This window comes from Amycolatopsis echigonensis (assembly GCF_002846615.1).
In the GTDB taxonomy this organism is placed as follows: domain Bacteria; phylum Actinomycetota; class Actinomycetes; order Mycobacteriales; family Pseudonocardiaceae; genus Amycolatopsis; species Amycolatopsis echigonensis.
The window spans coordinates 3,151,047-3,168,857 of sequence record NZ_PJMY01000003.1; the positions used below are offsets into that span (position 1 = coordinate 3,151,047).

Genomic DNA, 17,811 nt, shown 5'->3' on the forward strand with positions numbered 1-17,811 from the left:
CCGGGAACAAGACCGGGAGGTTGCCCGTTATCCTGATATCAAGGTTGAGCGCAGTCGGCTCAAGTCTGCCAGACCGGGCCGAGCGCGAGACCGTGAGAACCTGCTAAGAAGGTACTCAAGAGTGCCTCGAAACCGCAGGTCACGAACATAGCAGCAACCCTGTCCAGAACACGAGAGGAAGCACCATGGCGCGAGCGGTCGGCATCGACCTCGGCACGACCAACTCGGTCGTCGCCGTCCTTGAGGGCGGCGAGCCGACGGTCATCGCCAACTCGGAAGGCTCCCGTACCACCCCGTCCATCGTCGCCTTCGCCAAGAACGGCGAAGTGCTCACCGGCCAGCCGGCGAAGAACCAGGCCGTCACGAACGTCGACCGCACGATCCGGTCCGTGAAGCGGCACATCGGCACCGACTGGAAGACCGAGATCGACGGCAAGGCCTACACGCCGCAGGAGATCAGCGCGCGCGTGCTGATGAAGCTGAAGCGCGACGCGGAGGCGTACCTGGGCGAGGAGATCACCGACGCGGTGATCACCGTCCCGGCGTACTTCGAGGACGCACAGCGGCAGGCCACCAAGGAGGCCGGCCAGATCGCGGGCCTCAACGTGCTCCGGATCGTGAACGAGCCGACCGCGGCCGCGCTGGCCTACGGCCTGGACAAGGGCGAGAAGGAACAGACCATCCTGGTCTTCGACCTCGGCGGCGGCACGTTCGACGTCTCGCTGCTGGAGATCGGCGAGGGCGTCGTGGAGGTGCGCGCCACCTCCGGTGACAACCACCTCGGCGGCGACGACTGGGACGAGCGCATCGTCACCTGGCTGGTCGACAAGTTCAAGGCCGCCAACGGCATCGACCTGACCAAGGACAAGATGGCGCTGCAGCGCATCCGCGAGGCGGCCGAGAAGGCGAAGATCGAGCTCTCCAGCTCCAACTCCGCCAGCATCAACCTGCCCTACATCACGGTGGACGCGGACAAGAACCCGCTGTTCCTCGACGAGACGCTGTCGCGCGCCGAGTTCCAGAAGATCACCTCGGACCTGCTGGACCGCACCAAGGCCCCGTTCAACAACGTCATCCGCGACGCGGGCATCTCGGTCGGCGACATCGACCACGTCGTGCTCGTCGGCGGTTCCACCCGCATGCCGGCGGTGGCCGAGCTGGTCAAGGAGCTGACCGGCGGCCGCGAGCCGAACAAGGGCGTGAACCCGGACGAGGTCGTCGCCGTGGGCGCCGCGCTGCAGGCCGGCGTGCTCAAGGGCGAGGTGAAGGACGTCCTGCTGCTCGACGTGACCCCGCTGTCGCTGGGCATCGAGACCAAGGGCGGCGTCTTCACCAAGCTGATCGAGCGCAACACCACGATCCCGACCAAGCGGTCCGAGATCTTCTCGACGGCGGACGACAACCAGCCGTCGGTGCAGATCCAGGTGTTCCAGGGCGAGCGCGAGATCGCCGCGGCGAACAAGAAGCTCGGCATGTTCGAGCTGACCGGTCTTCCGCCGGCCCCGCGCGGCGTGCCGCAGATCGAGGTCACCTTCGACATCGACGCCAACGGCATCGTGCACGTGACCGCTAAGGACCTCGGCACGAACAAGGAGCAGTCGATGACGATCACCGGCGGCTCCGCGCTGCCGAAGGACGACATCGAGCGCATGGTCAAGGACGCCGAGGCGCACGCCGAGGAAGACAAGAAGCGCCGCGAGGAAGCGGAAACCCGCAACCAGGCGGAGACGCTGGTCTACCAGACCGAGAAGTTCGTCAAGGACAACGACGACAAGCTGCCCGAGGACCTCAAGGGCAAGGTGAAGTCGGCGATCGACGAGGCGAACGAGGCGCTCAAGGGCACCGACTCGGCCAAGATCCGCGAGTCCATCGAGAAGCTGAACACCGCTTCGCAGGAGATGGGCAGCGCGCTGTACGCGAACGCGGGCGCGGCCGGTGCCGAAGGCGCCCAGGGTGCTGAGGGCGCGGCCGGTGCCGCGGGCGACGCTCCGAAGTCGAAGGCGGACGACGTGGTCGACGCCGAGATCGTGGAAGAGGACGAGAAGAAGTGACCCCCCGCCACTCCGAGACCGAGGGCACTGGCCCCGAGGAACCGGTAGTCGTGCGGGATCGGCGACGGGTGGACCCGCAGACCGGCGAGGTCCGCCCGCCGGCCGCGGAGGAAACTCCGGCTGGCGAGGAGCCCGTGGAGCACGCGGGCCCCTCGCTGGGCGATTCCGTGGACGAAGCCGTTCCGGCCGCCTCGGATGTAGAGAAGCAACTGTCCGAGCGCACTGCCGACCTGCAGCGTCTGCAGGCGGAGTACGCGAACTACCGCAAGCGGGTCGACCGCGACCGCGAGGCCGTCGTGCAGAGCGCGAAGGCGTCCGTGGTCGGCGATCTGCTTCCGCTGCTGGACGACCTCCAGCGCGCGGAGCAGCACGGCGACCTCACCGGCGCGTTCAAGTCGGTGGCCGACAAGCTGGTCAGCAGCTTGGAGCGGGCCGGCCTGGAGGCGTTCGGCTCCGAGGGCGAGGAATTCGACCCGAGCATCCACGAGGCCGTGCAGCACAACACGTCCCCGGACGTGAAGGGCCCGACGGTCACGGTGGTGATGCGCCGCGGCTACCGCTTCGGCGAGCGGGTGCTGCGGGCGGCGCTGGTCGGCGTGACCGACCACGAGCCCGGCGAGGCGCCCGCGCAGCAGCCGGTCGATCCGCCGGTGGGCGGCGAACTGCCGCTCGACGGTTCGGTCGATGAGTCCGGCCAGCAGTAACACTCGGTTCGCAGCGAAAGGAGGAGACACCCGATGAGTGCTCGGGAGTGGATCGGCAAGGACTTCTACAAAGAGCTGGGTGTCTCCTCCGACGCGACCACGGACGAGATCAAGAAGGCCTACCGCAAGCTGGCCAAGGAAAACCACCCGGACGCCAACGCGGGCAACACCGCGGCCGAGAACAAGTTCAAGGCCGTGTCCGAGGCGTACGGAGTGCTGTCCGATCCGGCCAAGCGCAAGGAGTACGACGAGGCGCGCACGCTCTTCGGCTCCGGCGGCGGGGGCGGATTCGGCGGCTTCCCCGGCGGTGGCGGCGCGGGCGGGTTCGACATGAGCGACCTGTTCACCCAGGCCGGCGCTGGACAGCAGGGCGGCTTCGGCGGGCTCGGCGACATCCTGGGCGGCATCTTCGGCCGTGGCCGGGGCGGTGCCGGCGGCGCCACGGCGAACCGGCCGCAGCGCGGCGCGGACGTCGAGACGGACGTGCGGATCGACTTCCTCGAGTCGGTCAAGGGCGCGACGCTGCCGTTGCGGCTGTCGAGCCCGGCCACCTGCTCCACCTGCGGCGGCAACGGCGCGCGGCCGGGCACCTCGCCGCGGGTCTGCCCGACCTGCAGCGGGTCCGGGCTGGTCAGCCGCAGCCAGGGCGCGTTCGCGTTCTCCGAGCCGTGCCAGGACTGCCGCGGCCGGGGCAGGATCATCGACGACCCGTGCCCGGAGTGCGCGGGCGAGGGCATCAGCACCCGCACCCGCACGCTCACCGTGCGCATCCCGCCGGGCGTGAAGGACGACCAGCGGATCCGGCTGGCCGGCCAGGGCGAACCCGGCCGAGGCGGCGCGCAGGCGGGCGACCTGTACGTGCGCGTGCACGTGGCCCCGCACAAGCTGTTCGGGCGCAAGGACCTCAACCTCACGCTCACCGTGCCGGTGGACTTCACCGAACTCGCGCTGGGCACGACCATCACGGTGCCGACGCTCGAAGGCAAGGTGTCGCTGAAGGTGCCCGCGGGTACCGCGAGCGGCCGAGTGTTGCGCGTGCGCGGAAAGGGCATTCAGAAGAGGGACGGCGCGCAGGGCGATCTGCTGGTCACCCTGGAGGCGGCGGTCCCGGCGAAGCTCGACGACAAGGCGCGGTCGGCACTCGAGGCCTACGCCGAGGCGATGAAGGGCCACGACCCGCGCCCTGAGATCACCGAGTTGCTCGAAGGCAGGTGAGGGTGATGTTCGGCGGCAATCCGGGACTCCCGCACGGCGCGGACGAGGACACCCCGGTGTTCGTGATTTCGGTGGCGGCCCAGCTTTCCGGGCTGCACGCGCAGACGCTGCGCTCCTACGACCGGCACGGCCTGGTTTCGCCAGGCCGCACCGCCGGCGGCGGACGGCGCTACTCGCTGCGCGACATCGCCCTGCTGCGCGAGGTCCAGCGCCTCTCGCAGGAGGAAGGCGTCAACCTTTCCGGCATCAAGCGCATCATCGAACTGGAGAACCAGGTCGACGCGCTGCGGTCCCGGGTGCACGAGCTGACCGAAGAACTCGCCGCTGCCTACGCGGCCGCCGAACAGGCCGCCGCCGCGGTGCACGCGTCCTATCGCAAGGATTTGGTGCCGCTGCGGCAGAACACCGCGCTGGTGGTCTGGAAACCCAAGCGCCGCTGAACACCTTGGGAGGGACGATCACGGTTCTCGCCCGTGGTCGCCACTCACGAGCCGAGCCCCTCCTGCTGCCGCGGGAGGGGCTTTTTGCTGCCTGGCCGGACCCCGCCTCCCCGGAGTACCGCACGGCAGGCTTTCGCATGGCCAGGTCCGCGAACTCGATGCGGGTGCCGTGAGTGTTTATGCCGGTTCTCACGGTGATCGCCACTCGCAAGCCCGCGTCTGTCCGCCGCTGGAGGGCCTTACTGTCCTGATTGGACTTCCGCGCCGAGCCTCCGCAGATCGGCGAACGCCTCGTCCAGGTAGTCGTCCAAGCTCCGCGACGGGTCGCTGATCCAAGCTTGCGTGGCGTGATGGAACGTCGCCCACCCAGCGTGGGCGGCCAGCCGGGCGAGCCGGTCCTCGACGCCTCGCTGCCGCAGTGCTTCCGCGAGTGCTTCGGCGAGCGTCGCGGCTTTGGCGAGGTTGCGTTCGCGCAGGGTCGGCGTCGCGGCGATCAGGTCGCGCCGGGGTTCGGCGAACGGGAGATTGCGCTCCATGATCCGCCCGGCCTTCCGGAAGGCGCGCAGCAGGATTTCCAGCGGCGCGAGGCCTTCCGGGGCTTCGGCGACCGACTTCGTCAGGTCGTCGCGCAGGTCGGCTTCGCCGTCGAAGAGCACCTCGCGCTTGTCCGGGAAGTGCCGGAAGAACGTGCGCTCGGTGACGCCGGCCCGGGCCGCGATCTCCGCGGTGGTCGTCTTGTCGAAGCCGTTTTCCCGGTACAGCTCCAGCGCCGCCTGTTTGAGGCGGCTGCGCGCTTCTGCTCCGCTCCGTGGCACGTCGTGAGCGTACCCGGAGTTTGCGCCAGTGACTGACACCACATTGCGTCAGTCACTGTCGGTACGCGTAGAGTCAGTGACTGACACTAAGGAGCCTTTCATGAATGTCTTCGTCACTGGCGGATCCGGCCAGACCGGCCCCGCCGTCGTCACCGAGCTGATCCGGGCTGGGCACACCGTCATCGGCCTGGCCCGGTCGGACGCCGCCGCCGCGCGGCTGGAGTCGCTGGGCGCGACGCCGCACCGGGGTTCGCTCGACGATCTCGACAGCCTCCGCCGCGGTGCCGAAGCCGCCGACGGCGTGCTGCACATGGCCCAAGGCGGCAGCTACGCCGATCCGGACGACTTGATCCGCCGAGACTGCGAGGCGATCGACGCACTCGGCCAGGCGCTGGTCCGCACCGGCAAACCGTTCGTCAGCACGTCCGGCACGCTGGTGCTGAAGGCCGACCAGGTCAGCACGGAACTCGACCCGGCGGATCCCCATTCTGTTGCGTACTTCCGCATTCCCGGCGAGCAAACCTGCCTCGGATTCGCCGATCGGGGTGTCCGTGCCAGCGTCGTGCGGCTCGCGCCGACCGTGCACGGGCCGCGCGACCACGGCTTCGTTCCGGCGCTGATCGCGGGCGCGCGCCGGGCGGGCGTCTCGGCGTACCTAGGCGACGGCATGAACCGCTGGCCCGCTGTCCATCGCGACGACGCGGCCGTGCTTTTCCGTCTAGCGCTGGAGAAAGCGCCTGCCGGGAGCATGCTGCACGGGGTCGGGGAAATCGTCACGATCAAGAGCGTCGCGGAGAAGATCGCGCAGCTGCTGGACATCCGCACGGCGTCCCTGACTGTCGAAGAAGCCGCTGAACATCTCGGAAACCCTTTCCTGGCCAGGTTCTTCTCGCTCGACGTGCCCGCCTCCAGCACGCACACCCAGCAGCTGCTGGGCTGGACACCGCACCACGCGACACTGCTGGAGGATCTCGAGACGGGCGACTATTTCGCACCCGAGGCCAGCGACCGCGCCGAGGCGGTCTGGCGCTAGGCCAGTTCTGGTCGGCCGCTGACCGTTACTTCAGGTGCTCCTCGAAGAACGCGGTGACGCGTCGCCAAGCGTCCGAATCGGACCGTTCGTGATAGCCCATCCCGGCGACTTTAGCGAGCGCGGCCAGCGGCGCGGGCCGGTAATGGTTCGCGAAGCCGTGGCCAGCGTCCGGGTATTCCTTGACGTCGTGCGGGATTCCGCGTTCGGCGAGGGCGGCTTCGAGTTTGGCCGCCGCGCCGCGCAGGGAAATGTCCTTGCCGCCGAAGCTGCCGACGATCGGGCACGCACCGTCCAAAACGGACAGATCTCTCGGCAGCTGTCCGTAGTACGGAGCGGACGCGTTGAAGTTCCGCGAGGCGGCCACCAGGGCGAATCCGCCGCCCATGCAGAACCCGACGACGCCGACCTTGCCGGTCGCGTCGTCCCGCCCGGCGACGAGCGCCCGCGCGGCCTCGATGTCCTCGAACGAGCGGCCTTCCCGGGTGAAGAGGTCCTGGAAGGTTCGCTTGATACACCGGATCATGCCGCCGCGTGAGAACAGATCAGGGCTCAGCGCGAGATAACCCGCGCCGGCGTACCGGTCGGTGATCTCGCGCGCGTCCTGGTTCAGCCCGAGCACGTCGTGGATCAGCACCACCGCGGGGAACGGCCCGTCGCCGTCCGGCACCGCCAGATAGCCGTCGATTTCGCCGTCCGCCACCGGAATCCGGATGTCCATGGCAGCCGACGATAGCGACGCGGGCCGGACAGCGCTCAGTCCGCGGTGAACGGGTCGTACTGGATCTGGTCCAGCGCACTGCCCGCGACCAGCATCCGCGACACCGTCGCGCGGATCATCGCGGGCGAACCGGACACCAGGATGTCGTGGTCCGGCCACGCGCCGTACCGCGTGACCGCCTCGGCGAGGGTGCCGTGTTCGCAACCCGGCAGATGGTCGCCGCGTTCGACGACCGGGGTGATGGTGAGCCAGGGGTTGGTCGCCGCGAGCGCGCGCAGTTCTTCCAGGTCGTAGAGGTCTTCCCGGGTCGGACCGCCGTAGAACAGCCGGGTCTTCGGGTTCTCGCCCCACAACGCGAGGTGGTCGAGGATCGCCCGCAGCGGCGCGACGCCGGTGCCGCCCGCGACCATCAGCACGCCGCGCGACTGTTCGCGGTTGACGGTCATCCGGCCCAGCGGCGGACCGAGCCGCCAGACGTCGCCCGCCTGCGTGTGGCTCACGATCGCCCGGGACACCCAGCCGCCGTCGACCGCCCGCACGTGGAATTCGATGCCGCCGTCCTCGCGCGGCGCGTTCGCCGGCGACAGATACCGCCACAACCGCGGTCGCTGCGGCACCTCGACGCTCATGTACTGGCCCGGCGAATACGGCACCGGCTGGTCCGGGATCACCCGCACCAGCGCGAGATCCCAGGTGAGCCGCCGGTGCTCGATCACGGTGGCCGACCACGACGCCGGGTTCTCGTCCGCCGCAGCGGCCTCCTGCATCGCGCGCGCGACGATGGTGAACGCCTCCGCCCACGCGCGCTCGACCTCCGGCGTCCAGTCCGGGCCGAGGTGGTTCTTCAGCGCGGCCAGCAGTGCGGTGCCCACAGCCTCGTAATGCTTGGGTGCGACGCCGAACTTGCGGTGGTCGCGGCCGAGCTGGCGCAGGAACGGGAGCAGGTCGTCCGGCCGGTCCACCATCTGCACGACGCGGGCCAGCGCCCGGATGATGCGCCCGCCCTGCACTTCCATGTTGATCGGGAAGAAATCGCGCGTGGCGGGCGCGAGCGTGAACAGCATCCCGTAGAAGAACTGCGAGATCTCCGGGGCGTACGGCTCCGATTTGGCCCAGGTGTCGCGGATGAGCTGCACCATCGCGACGACGGCCGCGGGCGCCTGCCGGGGCGCGGCCGAGGTCCGCGGGAGCGGGCTGATCGAATCGGCTGTCATCGGGCTGTCGTCGTTCATAGGGCGGAACCGGAGGCCGGGGGGTTGGGAGGGGAAGGTCACGAGAGCAGGGCGGCCGAGGTTGTCGGATTCGGCTCGCGCGGCCGCGCGGGGGAATTCGCCACTCCTGCTCCTCGTTGTCCACGACGTGCTCGCCGCGTCGGCATCGCGGGGCGTCTGGTCCGCAGAGTAGCCGCACTGAGGCGGATTGCCCGCATCGTTGCTCCGGTCGGGTTACCGGCCGGTCGGACGTGGGACAGCTCACCAATTAGATAGTTGTCCTACGCAACCTTTGAGCTTAAACTTGTAGAGTACAAGCAAGTGGGCACGGGCCCGGGAGGAACGATGAGCCCAGCTGACGATGTGCGGCTCGAACTGCTGCGGGAGCTGAAGGCGTCCGCCCAGCTCCAGCACCTGTGGATCATGCAGGCGTGGCAGAACGAGCCAGGGCTGCATCCGGCCTCGGCCATGCTGCTGTCCGACCTCGCCAAACACGGCGAGGCGCGCCCGTCCGAGGTCGCCAAGCGCAGGCTCGTCGACCTGTCGGTGATCAGCAGGCAGATCGCCCAGTTGCAGGCCGCCGGGCTGATCGAGCGCCGCCCCGCCCCCGAGGACGGGCGCGCGTCGCTGATCAGCGTGTCCGAGACCGGTCTCGCCCGGCTCGAACTCTGGCGCAAGCAGTACCTCGAGTTCTTCGAGACGGCACTGGGCGGCTGGGACGAGGACCGGATCGCCGGCCTCACGTCGCAACTCGCCGAATTGAACGAAGGTCTGCGCGCGACGCTCGGCCCGTCCGGGTACTGCGCCGGCGCACCCGCAGACGGGAAAGTGAAGTAGCGAAAGTGGAAACCACCGCATCCGGGCAGTCGATGACGCACCGGGAAATCCTCAAGGCCTTCACCGGCCTGCTGCTGGCCCTGCTGGTGGCGTTGCTGTCGTCGACCATCGTGTCCAACGCGCTGCCGACGATCCTCGCCGACCTGCACGGTTCGCAGAGCGAGTACACCTGGGTCGTCACCGCGACGCTGCTGACGTCGACCGCGACCACCCCGATCTGGGGCAAGCTCTCTGACTTGTTCAGCAAGAAACTGCTGTACCAAATCGCGATCGTCGTTTTCACCGTGGGTTCGGCACTGGGCGGGATCGCGCAGTCGATGCCCGAGCTGATCGCCTTCCGCGCGCTGCAGGGCATCGGGCTCGGCGGGCTGCAGGCGCTGATCCAGGTCGTGATCGCGGCGATGATCGCGCCGCGCGACCGGGGCCGCTACACCGGCTACACCGGCGCGGTGTTCGCTGTCGCGACCGTTTCCGGCCCGTTGATCGGCGGGCTGATCGTGGACTCGCCGCTCGGCTGGCGCTGGTGTTTCTGGGTCTGCGTGCCGCTGGCCGTCGTCGCGTTCATCGTGCTCGGCCGGACGCTGAAGCTGCCGGTCCTCAAGCGCAAGGTGCGGATCGACTGGCTGGGCGCGACCCTGCTGGTCGGCGGCGTCGCGCTGCTGCTGATCTGGGTTTCGCTCGCCGGCGGCAGCTTCGGGTGGGTTTCGTGGTCGAGCGCCGCGTACGTCGGCGGTGCGATTGTCGCGCTGGCGCTGGCGGTTCTCGTCGAATCGCGGGTCGCGGAGCCGGTGGTTCCGCTGCGGCTCTTCCGCAACCGCACCTTCACGCTGTCCGTGCTCGCCTCGCTGGCGGTCGGCACCGCGATGTTCGGCGGTTCGGTGTTCCTCGGGCAGTACTACCAAATCGCGCGCGGCTTTTCGCCGACGCACGCCGGGCTGATGACGCTGCCGATGGTGCTCGGGCTGGCCGTCGCTTCCACCGGAGCGGGCCAGGTCATTTCCCGCACCGGGCGCACCAAGCCGTTCATGATCGCGGGCGGGGTATCGCTCCTGGCCGGGCTGTTCCTGCTTTCGACGGTGGACCACGCGACGAACCTGACGCTGATGGGCGTCTACCTCGCGCTGGTCGGACTCGGCCTGGGCTTCCTGATGCAGAACCTGGTTCTGGTCGTCCAGAACACGGTCGCGATGAAGGACATCGGTTCGTCGTCCTCGGTCGTCACGTTCTTCCGGTCGCTCGGCGGCGCGGCGGGCGTGTCCGCGCTCGGTGCGGTGCTCGCCGCCCGCGTGGCTACGAACATCGCGAACTCCCTGTCGCAGATGGGTATTCACACTGGCGGCGCGGTTTCCGGCGGCGGCACGTTCGCCATCTCGTCGCTCCCGCCCGCCCTGCAGCCGGTGGTGCGCGGTGCCTTCGGCGACGCGACCGGCACGGTGTTCTTCGTCGCGGGCTGCATCGCCGTGGTCACCTTCCTCGCGGTGCTGTTCATCAAGGAGGTGCCGCTGCGCCGGACCCTCGACGCGGACGCGCCTGCACCGGCAGCAGTTTCGGCCGAGGCAGTCTCCGTTGTCGAAGCTCCAGTCGAGATGACCAGCGTGCTGCGCGGCCGGGTTCTCGATGCGGCCGGTCGCCCAGTGTCCGGTGTCGTGCTCACGCTCACCGACATGGCGGGGCGTCAGGTCGACGTCGGGCGTACGGGACGTACGGGCGCGTACGAGCTGTCGGCGAACACCGTGGGCGAGCACGTCCTTCTCGCGACAGCTGGTTCGACGCGGCCGGCGGTGTCGACCGTGCATCTCAACGGCAACGCGCGTTGGCACGACTTGCTGTTGGACAGCCAGGGCACCATCTCGGGCCGCGTACGCGTGGCCGGTCGGCACGCCGCCGTCGCAGGCGGCGGTGCTCATCCTCACCGACCGCTTGGGCACTGTCACCGCAACGCACATCGCGGGCGGCGACGGCGCGTACCGCTTCACGGGAATCGAACCGGGCGCGTACACGCTCACCGTCTCCGCACACGGATACACACCGCACGCGGAAACAATGACGGTCGGCGACGGTGCTGCGGCACAGCATGATGTCGAGCTGAGCCAAGCCGCCGAGCGAGAGTTCGTTAGGCACCAAGGAACACTCAGCGTCGACTAAAGGGGCTCGTGAGTGTCTGTCCCGGTTCTCACCGCGACAGACACTTACGTGCTTTCTACTGGGAGTGGCATTTGCCGTCCGGCGATGCGCCCTCCCGGCCCTGCCTCGTCCCCCTTCTCCGGAGGTAGCGTCGAATATGTGACGCGAAGCAGGGTCGCGATGTTGCTGGCAATGGGAATCGACAACTTCGGTTCCGGACTTTTCCTTCCGCTCGCACTGCTTTACGTGACGCGGGTGGTCGGAGTCCCGCTCGTCGAAGCGGGCACAGCGGTCACTGTGGGCACCACGGCCGGGCTTCTCATGCCGCCGCTGGCCGGGCGGCTGGTGGATCGCGCTGGGCCGAGAGCCGGAGTTCTTGCGGCGCAACTGTTGCAGGCTGCCGGAACGAGCGCGTACTTGTTCGCGCACGGCATCGGCGGCGTGGTGGTGGCCGCCGTCCTTCTCGGCGCCGGGCAGCAAATGTTCTACAGCTGCCTGTTCGCGCTCATCTCCGAAGTCGCCGGAGACGTGCCGAAGGATCGGCCGTTCGCCGAGGTCGGAATGGTCCGCGCGGGCGGATTCGGGCTCGGCGGGCTGATGTCGTCCGCATTGCTCACCTGGTTCGGCGACGGCGGTTACAGCGTCGCGCTGGTTGTGGACGTGCTGACTTTCGTCGCGGCGGCGGGCCTCGTCGCGGCGTTCATCCCTCCGGGCCGCCGGTTCGCGCCCGCGGCGCGCGTGCGAAGCGGCGTGCTGCGCAACCGGCCGTACCTGACGTTGATCCTGCTGAGCGGGCTGTTCGGGTTGTCGCTCGACTTCTTCCTCATCGGCACCCCGGTGTTCGTGCTCGACCGGCTGCACGCGCCGACCTGGCTGCCTGGCGCGATCCTGTTCCTGCTGACCGTGCTGACCAGCGCCGGCGGCACGGTCGCGCTCCGGCTCACCCGGGGCCTCAGCCGGATCAGCGCGATGCGGGCCGGGTCCGCGCTGTTCGCCGCGTGGTGCCTGACGAGTGTCGGCGTACTGCTGGTTCCGCGAAGCTGGCAGGTGCCGTACCTGCTGGCCGCCACGCTCGTGTTCGCCGCCGGTGACCTGGTGTTCGGCCCGCGCTCCGGCGCACTCGCCGAGGCCGCCGCACCGCCCGAGGCGAAGGGCCGTTACCTCGCCGCGTTCCAATACGCGTTCACTGTGGCTCAGGTGCTCGCACCGGCGGTCGTGTCGTTGTTCTCCGTGGCGGCTTGGTTACCCTGGGTTCTGGTCGGGGGTTGTGCTTGCCTCGCCACGCTCGGGCTCGGCAGGCTGGGCCCGAGGCTGCCCGCGGCCGCCGTGGCACCAATTCAGAGTTGAGCGGAACAGACTCAACTTTGCTGACGTTATAGCTATCGACGGGCCTTGGTCGGGCCGGTCACCAGGACTTTCCACGAACGCATGAGGTGAGGGATGGACGCTTTCAACCCGACCACGAAGACCCAGCAGGCGATCTCGTCCGCGGCGCAGGCGGCCACCGTGGCCGGCAACCCGCACGTGTCGGCCGCCCATCTGCTGGGCGCCCTGCTGGCGCAGGGTGACGGGACGACCGCACCGCTGCTGACCGCGGTCGGGGCGGACCCGGAGACGGTGCACAAGGAACTCGAGCCGATCATTCAGGCGCTGCCGTCGGCGACCGGCGCGACCGTGTCGACCCCGCAGTTCGACGCGCCCGCGGTCAAGTCGCTCACGCAGGCGCAGAAGCTCGCCACCGAACTCGGTGACGAGTACGTGTCGACCGAGCACCTGCTCGTCGGCCTCGCCACCGAAGGAGCCCAGGTCGCGGACCTGCTCAAGCGGCACGGCGCCACGCCGGACGCGCTGCGCGAGGCGTTCGCGAAGGTGCGCGGGTCGGCCCGGATCACCAGCGCGGACCCCGAAAGCACGTTCAAGGCGCTCGAGAAGTACGGCGTCGACCTGACCGAGCGCGCGCGTTCGGGCGAACTCGACCCGGTCATCGGCCGCGACACCGAGATCCGCCGCGTCGTGCAGGTGCTGTCCCGGCGTACCAAGAACAACCCGGTGCTGATCGGCGAACCGGGCGTCGGCAAGACGGCGATCGTCGAGGGCCTCGCCCAGCGGATCGTCGCGGGCGACGTGCCGGAATCGTTGCGCGGCAAGCGAGTCGTCGCACTCGACCTCGGGTCGATGGTGGCCGGGGCCAAGTTCCGCGGCGAGTTCGAGGAGCGGTTGAAGGCTGTCCTCAAGGAGATCACCGACTCCGCGGGCGAGGTCATCACGTTCATCGACGAGCTGCACACCATCGTCGGCGCCGGTGCGACCGGCGAGGGCGCGATGGACGCGGGCAACATGATCAAGCCGATGCTCGCCCGCGGCGAGCTGCGGATGGTCGGCGCGACCACGCTCGACGAGTACCGCCAGCACATCGAGAAGGACCCGGCGCTGGAGCGCCGTTTCCAGCAGGTGCTGGTCGGCGAGCCGTCACCGGAGGACACCATCGCGATCCTGCGCGGGCTGAAGGAGCGGTACGAGGTGCACCACGGGGTCCGGATCACGGACGCCGCGCTGGTCGCCGCCGCGACGCTGTCGGACCGCTACATCACCGCGCGGTTCCTGCCGGACAAGGCCATCGACCTGGTCGACGAGGCCGCGTCGAAGATCCGCATGGAGATCGACTCGCGTCCGGTGGAGATCGACGAGGTCGAACGGGCCGTGCGGCGCATGGAGATCGAGGAGATGGCGCTGTCCAAAGAGGACGACGCGGCTTCTCTCGAACGCCTGACCGCGCTGCGCGCCGAACTGGCCGAGAAGCGGGAGGAACTGACCGCGCTGACCGCACGGTGGCAGAACGAGAAGGGCTCGATCGAGACCGTCCGTGAGCTGAAGGTGCAACTGGAACAGCTGCGCGGCGAATCGGAACGCGCCGAACGCGACGGCGACCTCGGCAAGGCCGCTGAGCTGCGGTACGGCCGGATTCCGGCGCTGGAGAAGGAGTTCGAGGCCGCGATGGCCGCGAACGAGGCCAGCAAGCAGAACGTCATGCTGAAGGAAGAGGTGGGCGCGGACGACGTCGCCGACGTGGTCAGCGCGTGGACCGGCATCCCGGCCGGGCGTCTGCTGGAAGGCGAGACGGGCAAGCTGCTCCGGATGGAGGAGGAGCTGACCCGCCGCGTCGTCGGCCAGGACCAGGCGATCCAGGTCGTCGCGGACGCCGTGCGGCGGGCGCGGGCCGGAGTCGCCGACCCGGACCGGCCGACCGGTTCGTTCCTATTCCTCGGCCCGACCGGCGTCGGCAAGACCGAGCTGGCGAAGGCGCTGGCGGAGTTCCTGTTCGACGACGAGCGCGCGATGCAGCGGATCGACATGAGCGAGTACTCCGAGAAGCACTCGGTGGCCCGCCTCGTCGGTGCTCCCCCGGGCTACGTCGGCTACGACCAGGGCGGCCAGCTCACCGAAGCCGTCCGGCGCCGCCCGTACACGGTGGTGCTGCTGGACGAGGTCGAAAAGGCGCACCCGGACGTGTTCGACGTGCTCCTGCAGGTCCTCGACGACGGCAGGCTGACCGACGGCCAGGGCCGGACGGTGGACTTCCGCAACACCATCCTGATCCTGACGTCGAACCTCGGCTCGCAAGCGATCGCCGACCCGGCACTCGACGAACGCCAGCGCCGCGACGCGGTGATGGAGGTCGTGCAGCGGCAGTTCAAGCCGGAGTTCCTGAACCGGCTGGACGACATCGTGGTGTTCCACGCGCTCGGCACCGAACAGCTGACGTCCATTGTGGACATCCAGGTCGCCCGGCTGGCCAAGCGGCTCGCCCAGCGCCGCCTGCACCTCGAGGTGACCGACGGCGCCCGGGAATGGCTGGCGTTGAACGGCTTCGACCCGATCTACGGCGCGCGTCCGCTGCGCCGCCTGGTGCAGTCGGCGATCGGGGACCAGCTGGCGAAGCAACTGCTCTCCGGCGAGATCCGGGACGGGGACACCGTGCGGGTGGACCTGCCGGAGCTGGAGACCGGTGAGACGTTGAAGGTGTCGAAAGCCTGACGGCGGTCCGTGAAGGGCTCCTTGGGGGAACCAGATTCCCTCAAGGAGCCCTTCACGGCGTTTAGGCCCACGAGTCCACGGCGAGAAACCACGCCGCGCGAGTTTCTCACCAGCAGAACGACAAGCTGGGGACTGGGGTTGCGCCGCATCTCCAAGCCGCTGTTGCGCGAGCAGTAGGCAGGCCACTGCCTCACCGACCTTCACGGCAGGACTCAGGCCGAGCCCAGCTTCAAACACGAAACCGCCCGGCCGCAACACGCGACCGGGCGGTTTCCTGTCTCAAAGTCCTTAAGCGTTTTCCCCACGCTCCGGCTCCCCCGGCCGGCCCGGTGGAACCGCGCTCCCGCCCTGGCTGCCCGGCGGAGTCCGCGGCGCGGGCGGGGAAGGCTGCCGCTCCGTCATGCGGGTGTCCGCCGGAGAGGGAGCTGTCGTCTCGACCGCCCGCGTGTCGACCGGGCGGGTCGCCTGGGTGTCCGCTGGCGACGGAGCGCTCGTCGGGGGGCCAACGGGGGTGCCCGCGGAGGGCGTCCAGGTGCGGTTCGAGTCGTAGTCCTCGTCGAACGGGTCCACGATGTCGGCGATCTCGCCCAGGTCGCGCAGCAGCCGCTCGAGCCGCGACGGTCCCGCGCCCGGCACGACGCTGGCCAGGACCCATTCGTTCTCCAGCCAGGCCACGCCGACGTCGCCGCCCAGCTGGTCGGCCGCGTCGACCAGGTCCTGGGTGATGACCTGGCGCGCGCCCTCCGAATCGTCGGCGAAGGCGTAGCGCTGGCCGATCGGGCCGAGCATCTCCGGCATGTTCTCGCGCTGGAACGGCACGCTCGACAGCCACATCTCGACCGGCACCCGGTGCGTCTTGTTGCAGCGCACGGCCACGACCACCGCGGGCACCTGGCCCTGGGATTCGATGTCGAAGATGAACACCGGACGGCGGCCGTCGGAGGTGAAAGTGGAGCCCGCGACGACGTTCACCGCCGCGTCGGCGCCGAAGTAGCCGATCGCGCCCCCCGACCACTGCCGGGGCAGCCGTTCGTCCTCTTCCACGAACTGCCAGCCGCGCAACTGGGCCCAGCGCTGCCGCTCACGGTTGCGCGAGCCTTCCCTGGCCCGGTCCGCGAAGAGCAGGCCGAGCCCCGCCACCAGCGCGACGGCGGCGATGACGAACCAGATCCACGCCGAGATACCCACGCCGGTCAGGGTATCGCTGCCGGGCGCTCCGACCGGGACGGCAGCACCGTGTCGGCGCGCCCCGTTTGGCCGGAACCGTCCAGGTCGCGTCGACAAATCGGCTAATCGCCCGGATTCGGTGTCCCGTGCGGACGGGTTCCCGCTGACCGGAGGGCCCGCTGCGCCTATCCAGCGATCGGAGCGGACATCCAGGACAGGATTCTTGCCGGACCGCTCCGGGACCGAGTAGAGGTCGTTCGACAGCCTTTCCCGCCGCCGCCGACAGCAGGAAGGACACCCGCATGTCCCTCTCGAGAAGATCGGTTCTGGCCGGCACCGCGGCGGCGCTCGGCACGCTCGCGCTGCCCGGGGCCGCGTCGGCCCGGGAAGCGCGCGACTGGTCCCGTGCCGTCATCGACTCCACCATGAAGCGCTACCCCCCGGCGTCCATCGGCGGCTGGAGCTACCCGCTCGGCCTCTACTTCTACGGCCAGTACCTCTTCTACCGGCGCACGAAGGAACGCGAATACCTCGATTACGTCATCGCCTGGTACGACCGGTTCATCACCGACGACGGCATCTCCAACAGCTTCAGCAGCCTCGACTCGATGCGCGCCTGTCAGATGCTTCCGTTGCTGTACAACGAAACCGGCGACGCCAAGTACCGCAAGGCCGCCGACCAGCTGCGCAAACGCTTCGAGACCTACCCGCGCACGAGCGACGGCGGGATGTGGCACGCGGTCAGCCGTCAGCACCAGCTGTGGGGCGACGGCGTGTACATGGCGCAGCCGTTCCTCGCCTTGTACGGCAAGGTTTTCAACGATCCGGGCTACTGCTACGAGGAATCCGCCAAGAACCTTTCCGTCTACTTCGGACACCTCAAGGAACCCGCGAAGGGCCTGATCTACCACGCCTACGACGAAAGCGGCACCCAGCCGTGGGCGACCGGGCCCGGCAAGCACTCCAGCTTCCACTGGGCCCGCGCGGTCGGCTGGTTCGGGATGGCGGCGATCGACATCCTCGAGGTGCTGCCCGCCGACCATCCGCGACGGCCGGAGCTGGTCGGGATCGTCAAGTTCCTGGCGGAGGGGTACCGCCGGTTCCAGGATCCGCGGACCGGCCGGTGGTACCAGGTGGTCGACCACGGCGGCGACGCCGGGAACTGGCTGGAGACGTCCGCGTCCTCGATGTACGCGTTCACCGTTTCCCGCGCGATCGAGCGCGGATACCTGCCCGCGTCCTATGCCTCGGTCGCTCAGCGCGGGTATGCCGGAGTCCTGCAGAAGGTGTCCCTGGGTCCGGACGGGCTGACGAATATCACCGACATCTGCGAGGGGACGAACGTCGGGGACTTGCAGTTCTACTTCGCGCGGAAGCGGCTGACCAACGACTTCCACGGTCTCGGCGCGTTCTTGATCATGAACGAGCAGTTCACCCGATATCGACCCTGAAAAGCGCGAA

Annotated in this window: 13 protein-coding genes and 2 pseudogenes; 11 read left to right on the plus strand and 4 right to left on the minus strand. The window is 69.1% G+C overall.

Features of this window, described 5'->3' with window-relative positions; translation table 11 throughout:
* Positions 1–185: 185 nt before the first annotated feature.
* The 4 genes from dnaK to ATK30_RS19800 are packed head-to-tail and all read left to right on the plus strand — an operon-like array spanning position 186 to position 4,410.
* Positions 186–2,051, plus strand: a complete 1,866-nt coding sequence (gene dnaK, locus ATK30_RS19785) for a molecular chaperone DnaK (protein ID WP_101436862.1) — start codon at positions 186–188, stop codon at positions 2,049–2,051.
* Entirely contained in the window at positions 2,048–2,755 is a 708-nt protein-coding gene (grpE, locus tag ATK30_RS19790; protein WP_101436863.1) for a nucleotide exchange factor GrpE, read from the plus strand. The genes dnaK and grpE overlap by 4 nt, the downstream gene beginning before the upstream one ends.
* Before the next feature lie 33 nt (positions 2,756–2,788).
* A complete protein-coding gene (gene dnaJ, locus ATK30_RS19795) occupies positions 2,789–3,970 on the plus strand; it encodes a molecular chaperone DnaJ (RefSeq protein ID WP_101436864.1) in 1,182 nt (393 codons plus the stop codon).
* Between the two features lie 5 nt (positions 3,971–3,975).
* Entirely contained in the window at positions 3,976–4,410 is a 435-nt protein-coding gene (locus tag ATK30_RS19800; protein WP_101436865.1) for a heat shock protein transcriptional repressor HspR, read from the plus strand.
* A gap of 239 nt (positions 4,411–4,649) precedes the next feature.
* On the opposite strand, the gene ATK30_RS19805 is transcribed toward ATK30_RS19800, so the two are convergent.
* Positions 4,650–5,225: a TetR family transcriptional regulator gene (locus ATK30_RS19805; RefSeq protein WP_101436866.1), complete on the minus strand. Its 576-nt coding sequence runs from the start codon at positions 5,223–5,225 to the stop codon at positions 4,650–4,652.
* Positions 5,226–5,325: 100 nt separating this feature from the next.
* Between ATK30_RS19805 and ATK30_RS19810 the strand changes: the two genes are divergently transcribed.
* Positions 5,326–6,258, plus strand: coding sequence for an SDR family oxidoreductase (locus tag ATK30_RS19810; RefSeq protein ID WP_101436867.1), 933 nt, complete (start codon positions 5,326–5,328; stop codon positions 6,256–6,258).
* 25 nt (positions 6,259–6,283) lie between these two features.
* Here the strand turns inward: ATK30_RS19810 and ATK30_RS19815 are convergent, their stop codons facing one another.
* Together ATK30_RS19815 and ATK30_RS19820 are read right to left on the minus strand one after the other, a co-directional pair.
* Positions 6,284–6,976 carry a dienelactone hydrolase family protein gene (locus ATK30_RS19815; RefSeq protein WP_101436868.1) on the minus strand — a complete coding sequence of 231 codons (693 nt, stop codon included), beginning with the start codon at positions 6,974–6,976 and terminating at the stop codon, positions 6,284–6,286.
* 35 nt (positions 6,977–7,011) lie between these two features.
* On the minus strand, positions 7,012–8,190 hold the full coding sequence (locus tag ATK30_RS19820) for a globin domain-containing protein (protein WP_183123475.1): 1,179 nt from the start codon (positions 8,188–8,190) through the stop codon (positions 7,012–7,014).
* A 342-nt stretch (positions 8,191–8,532) separates the two neighbouring features.
* Between ATK30_RS19820 and ATK30_RS19825 the strand changes: the two genes are divergently transcribed.
* The 5 genes and pseudogenes from ATK30_RS19825 to clpB all read left to right on the plus strand — a co-directional run bounded on the left by ATK30_RS19825 (position 8,533) and on the right by clpB (position 15,183).
* Positions 8,533–9,024, plus strand: coding sequence for a MarR family winged helix-turn-helix transcriptional regulator (locus ATK30_RS19825; RefSeq protein WP_101436869.1), 492 nt, complete (start codon positions 8,533–8,535; stop codon positions 9,022–9,024).
* A 32-nt stretch (positions 9,025–9,056) separates the two neighbouring features.
* A pseudogene (locus tag ATK30_RS19830) lies at positions 9,057–10,766 on the plus strand (MFS transporter); the annotation flags it as partial.
* A gap of 157 nt (positions 10,767–10,923) precedes the next feature.
* Positions 10,924–11,169, plus strand: a complete 246-nt coding sequence (locus ATK30_RS47130) for a carboxypeptidase-like regulatory domain-containing protein (protein ID WP_341867351.1) — start codon at positions 10,924–10,926, stop codon at positions 11,167–11,169.
* Between the two features lie 138 nt (positions 11,170–11,307).
* Complete coding sequence (locus ATK30_RS19835; protein WP_101436870.1) at positions 11,308–12,495, plus strand: MFS transporter; 1,188 nt, start codon at positions 11,308–11,310, stop codon at positions 12,493–12,495.
* Positions 12,496–12,588: 93 nt separating this feature from the next.
* Positions 12,589–15,183 (plus strand): ATP-dependent chaperone ClpB, encoded by a 2,595-nt coding sequence (clpB, locus tag ATK30_RS19840; RefSeq protein WP_101436871.1) that lies wholly within the window; start codon positions 12,589–12,591, stop codon positions 15,181–15,183.
* A gap of 498 nt (positions 15,184–15,681) precedes the next feature.
* Here clpB and ATK30_RS19845 read toward each other — a convergent pair.
* Positions 15,682–16,371: pseudogene (locus ATK30_RS19845) on the minus strand (hypothetical protein); the annotation flags it as partial.
* A gap of 281 nt (positions 16,372–16,652) precedes the next feature.
* On the opposite strand from ATK30_RS19845, the gene ATK30_RS19850 reads away from it, so the two are divergent.
* Positions 16,653–17,801, plus strand: a complete 1,149-nt coding sequence (locus tag ATK30_RS19850; RefSeq protein ID WP_101436873.1) for a glycoside hydrolase family 88/105 protein — start codon at positions 16,653–16,655, stop codon at positions 17,799–17,801.
* Positions 17,802–17,811 lie beyond the last annotated feature (10 nt).

Excerpts from the sequence above, each read along its gene's own strand:
- ATK30_RS19815 (WP_101436868.1), bottom strand. The coding sequence starts at position 6,976 with ATGGACATCCGGATTCCGGTGGCGGACGGCGAAATCGACGGCTATCTG.
- clpB (WP_101436871.1), top strand. The coding sequence starts at position 12,589 with ATGGACGCTTTCAACCCGACCACGAAGACCCAGCAGGCGATCTCGTCC.
- dnaK (WP_101436862.1), top strand. The coding sequence starts at position 186 with ATGGCGCGAGCGGTCGGCATCGACCTCGGCACGACCAACTCGGTCGTC.
- ATK30_RS19800 (WP_101436865.1), top strand. The coding sequence starts at position 3,976 with ATGTTCGGCGGCAATCCGGGACTCCCGCACGGCGCGGACGAGGACACC.
- ATK30_RS19850 (WP_101436873.1), top strand. The coding sequence starts at position 16,653 with ATGTCCCTCTCGAGAAGATCGGTTCTGGCCGGCACCGCGGCGGCGCTC.
- dnaJ (WP_101436864.1), top strand. The coding sequence starts at position 2,789 with ATGAGTGCTCGGGAGTGGATCGGCAAGGACTTCTACAAAGAGCTGGGT.
- ATK30_RS19820 (WP_183123475.1), bottom strand. The coding sequence starts at position 8,190 with ATGACAGCCGATTCGATCAGCCCGCTCCCGCGGACCTCGGCCGCGCCC.
- ATK30_RS19810 (WP_101436867.1), top strand. The coding sequence starts at position 5,326 with ATGAATGTCTTCGTCACTGGCGGATCCGGCCAGACCGGCCCCGCCGTC.
- ATK30_RS19825 (WP_101436869.1), top strand. The coding sequence starts at position 8,533 with ATGAGCCCAGCTGACGATGTGCGGCTCGAACTGCTGCGGGAGCTGAAG.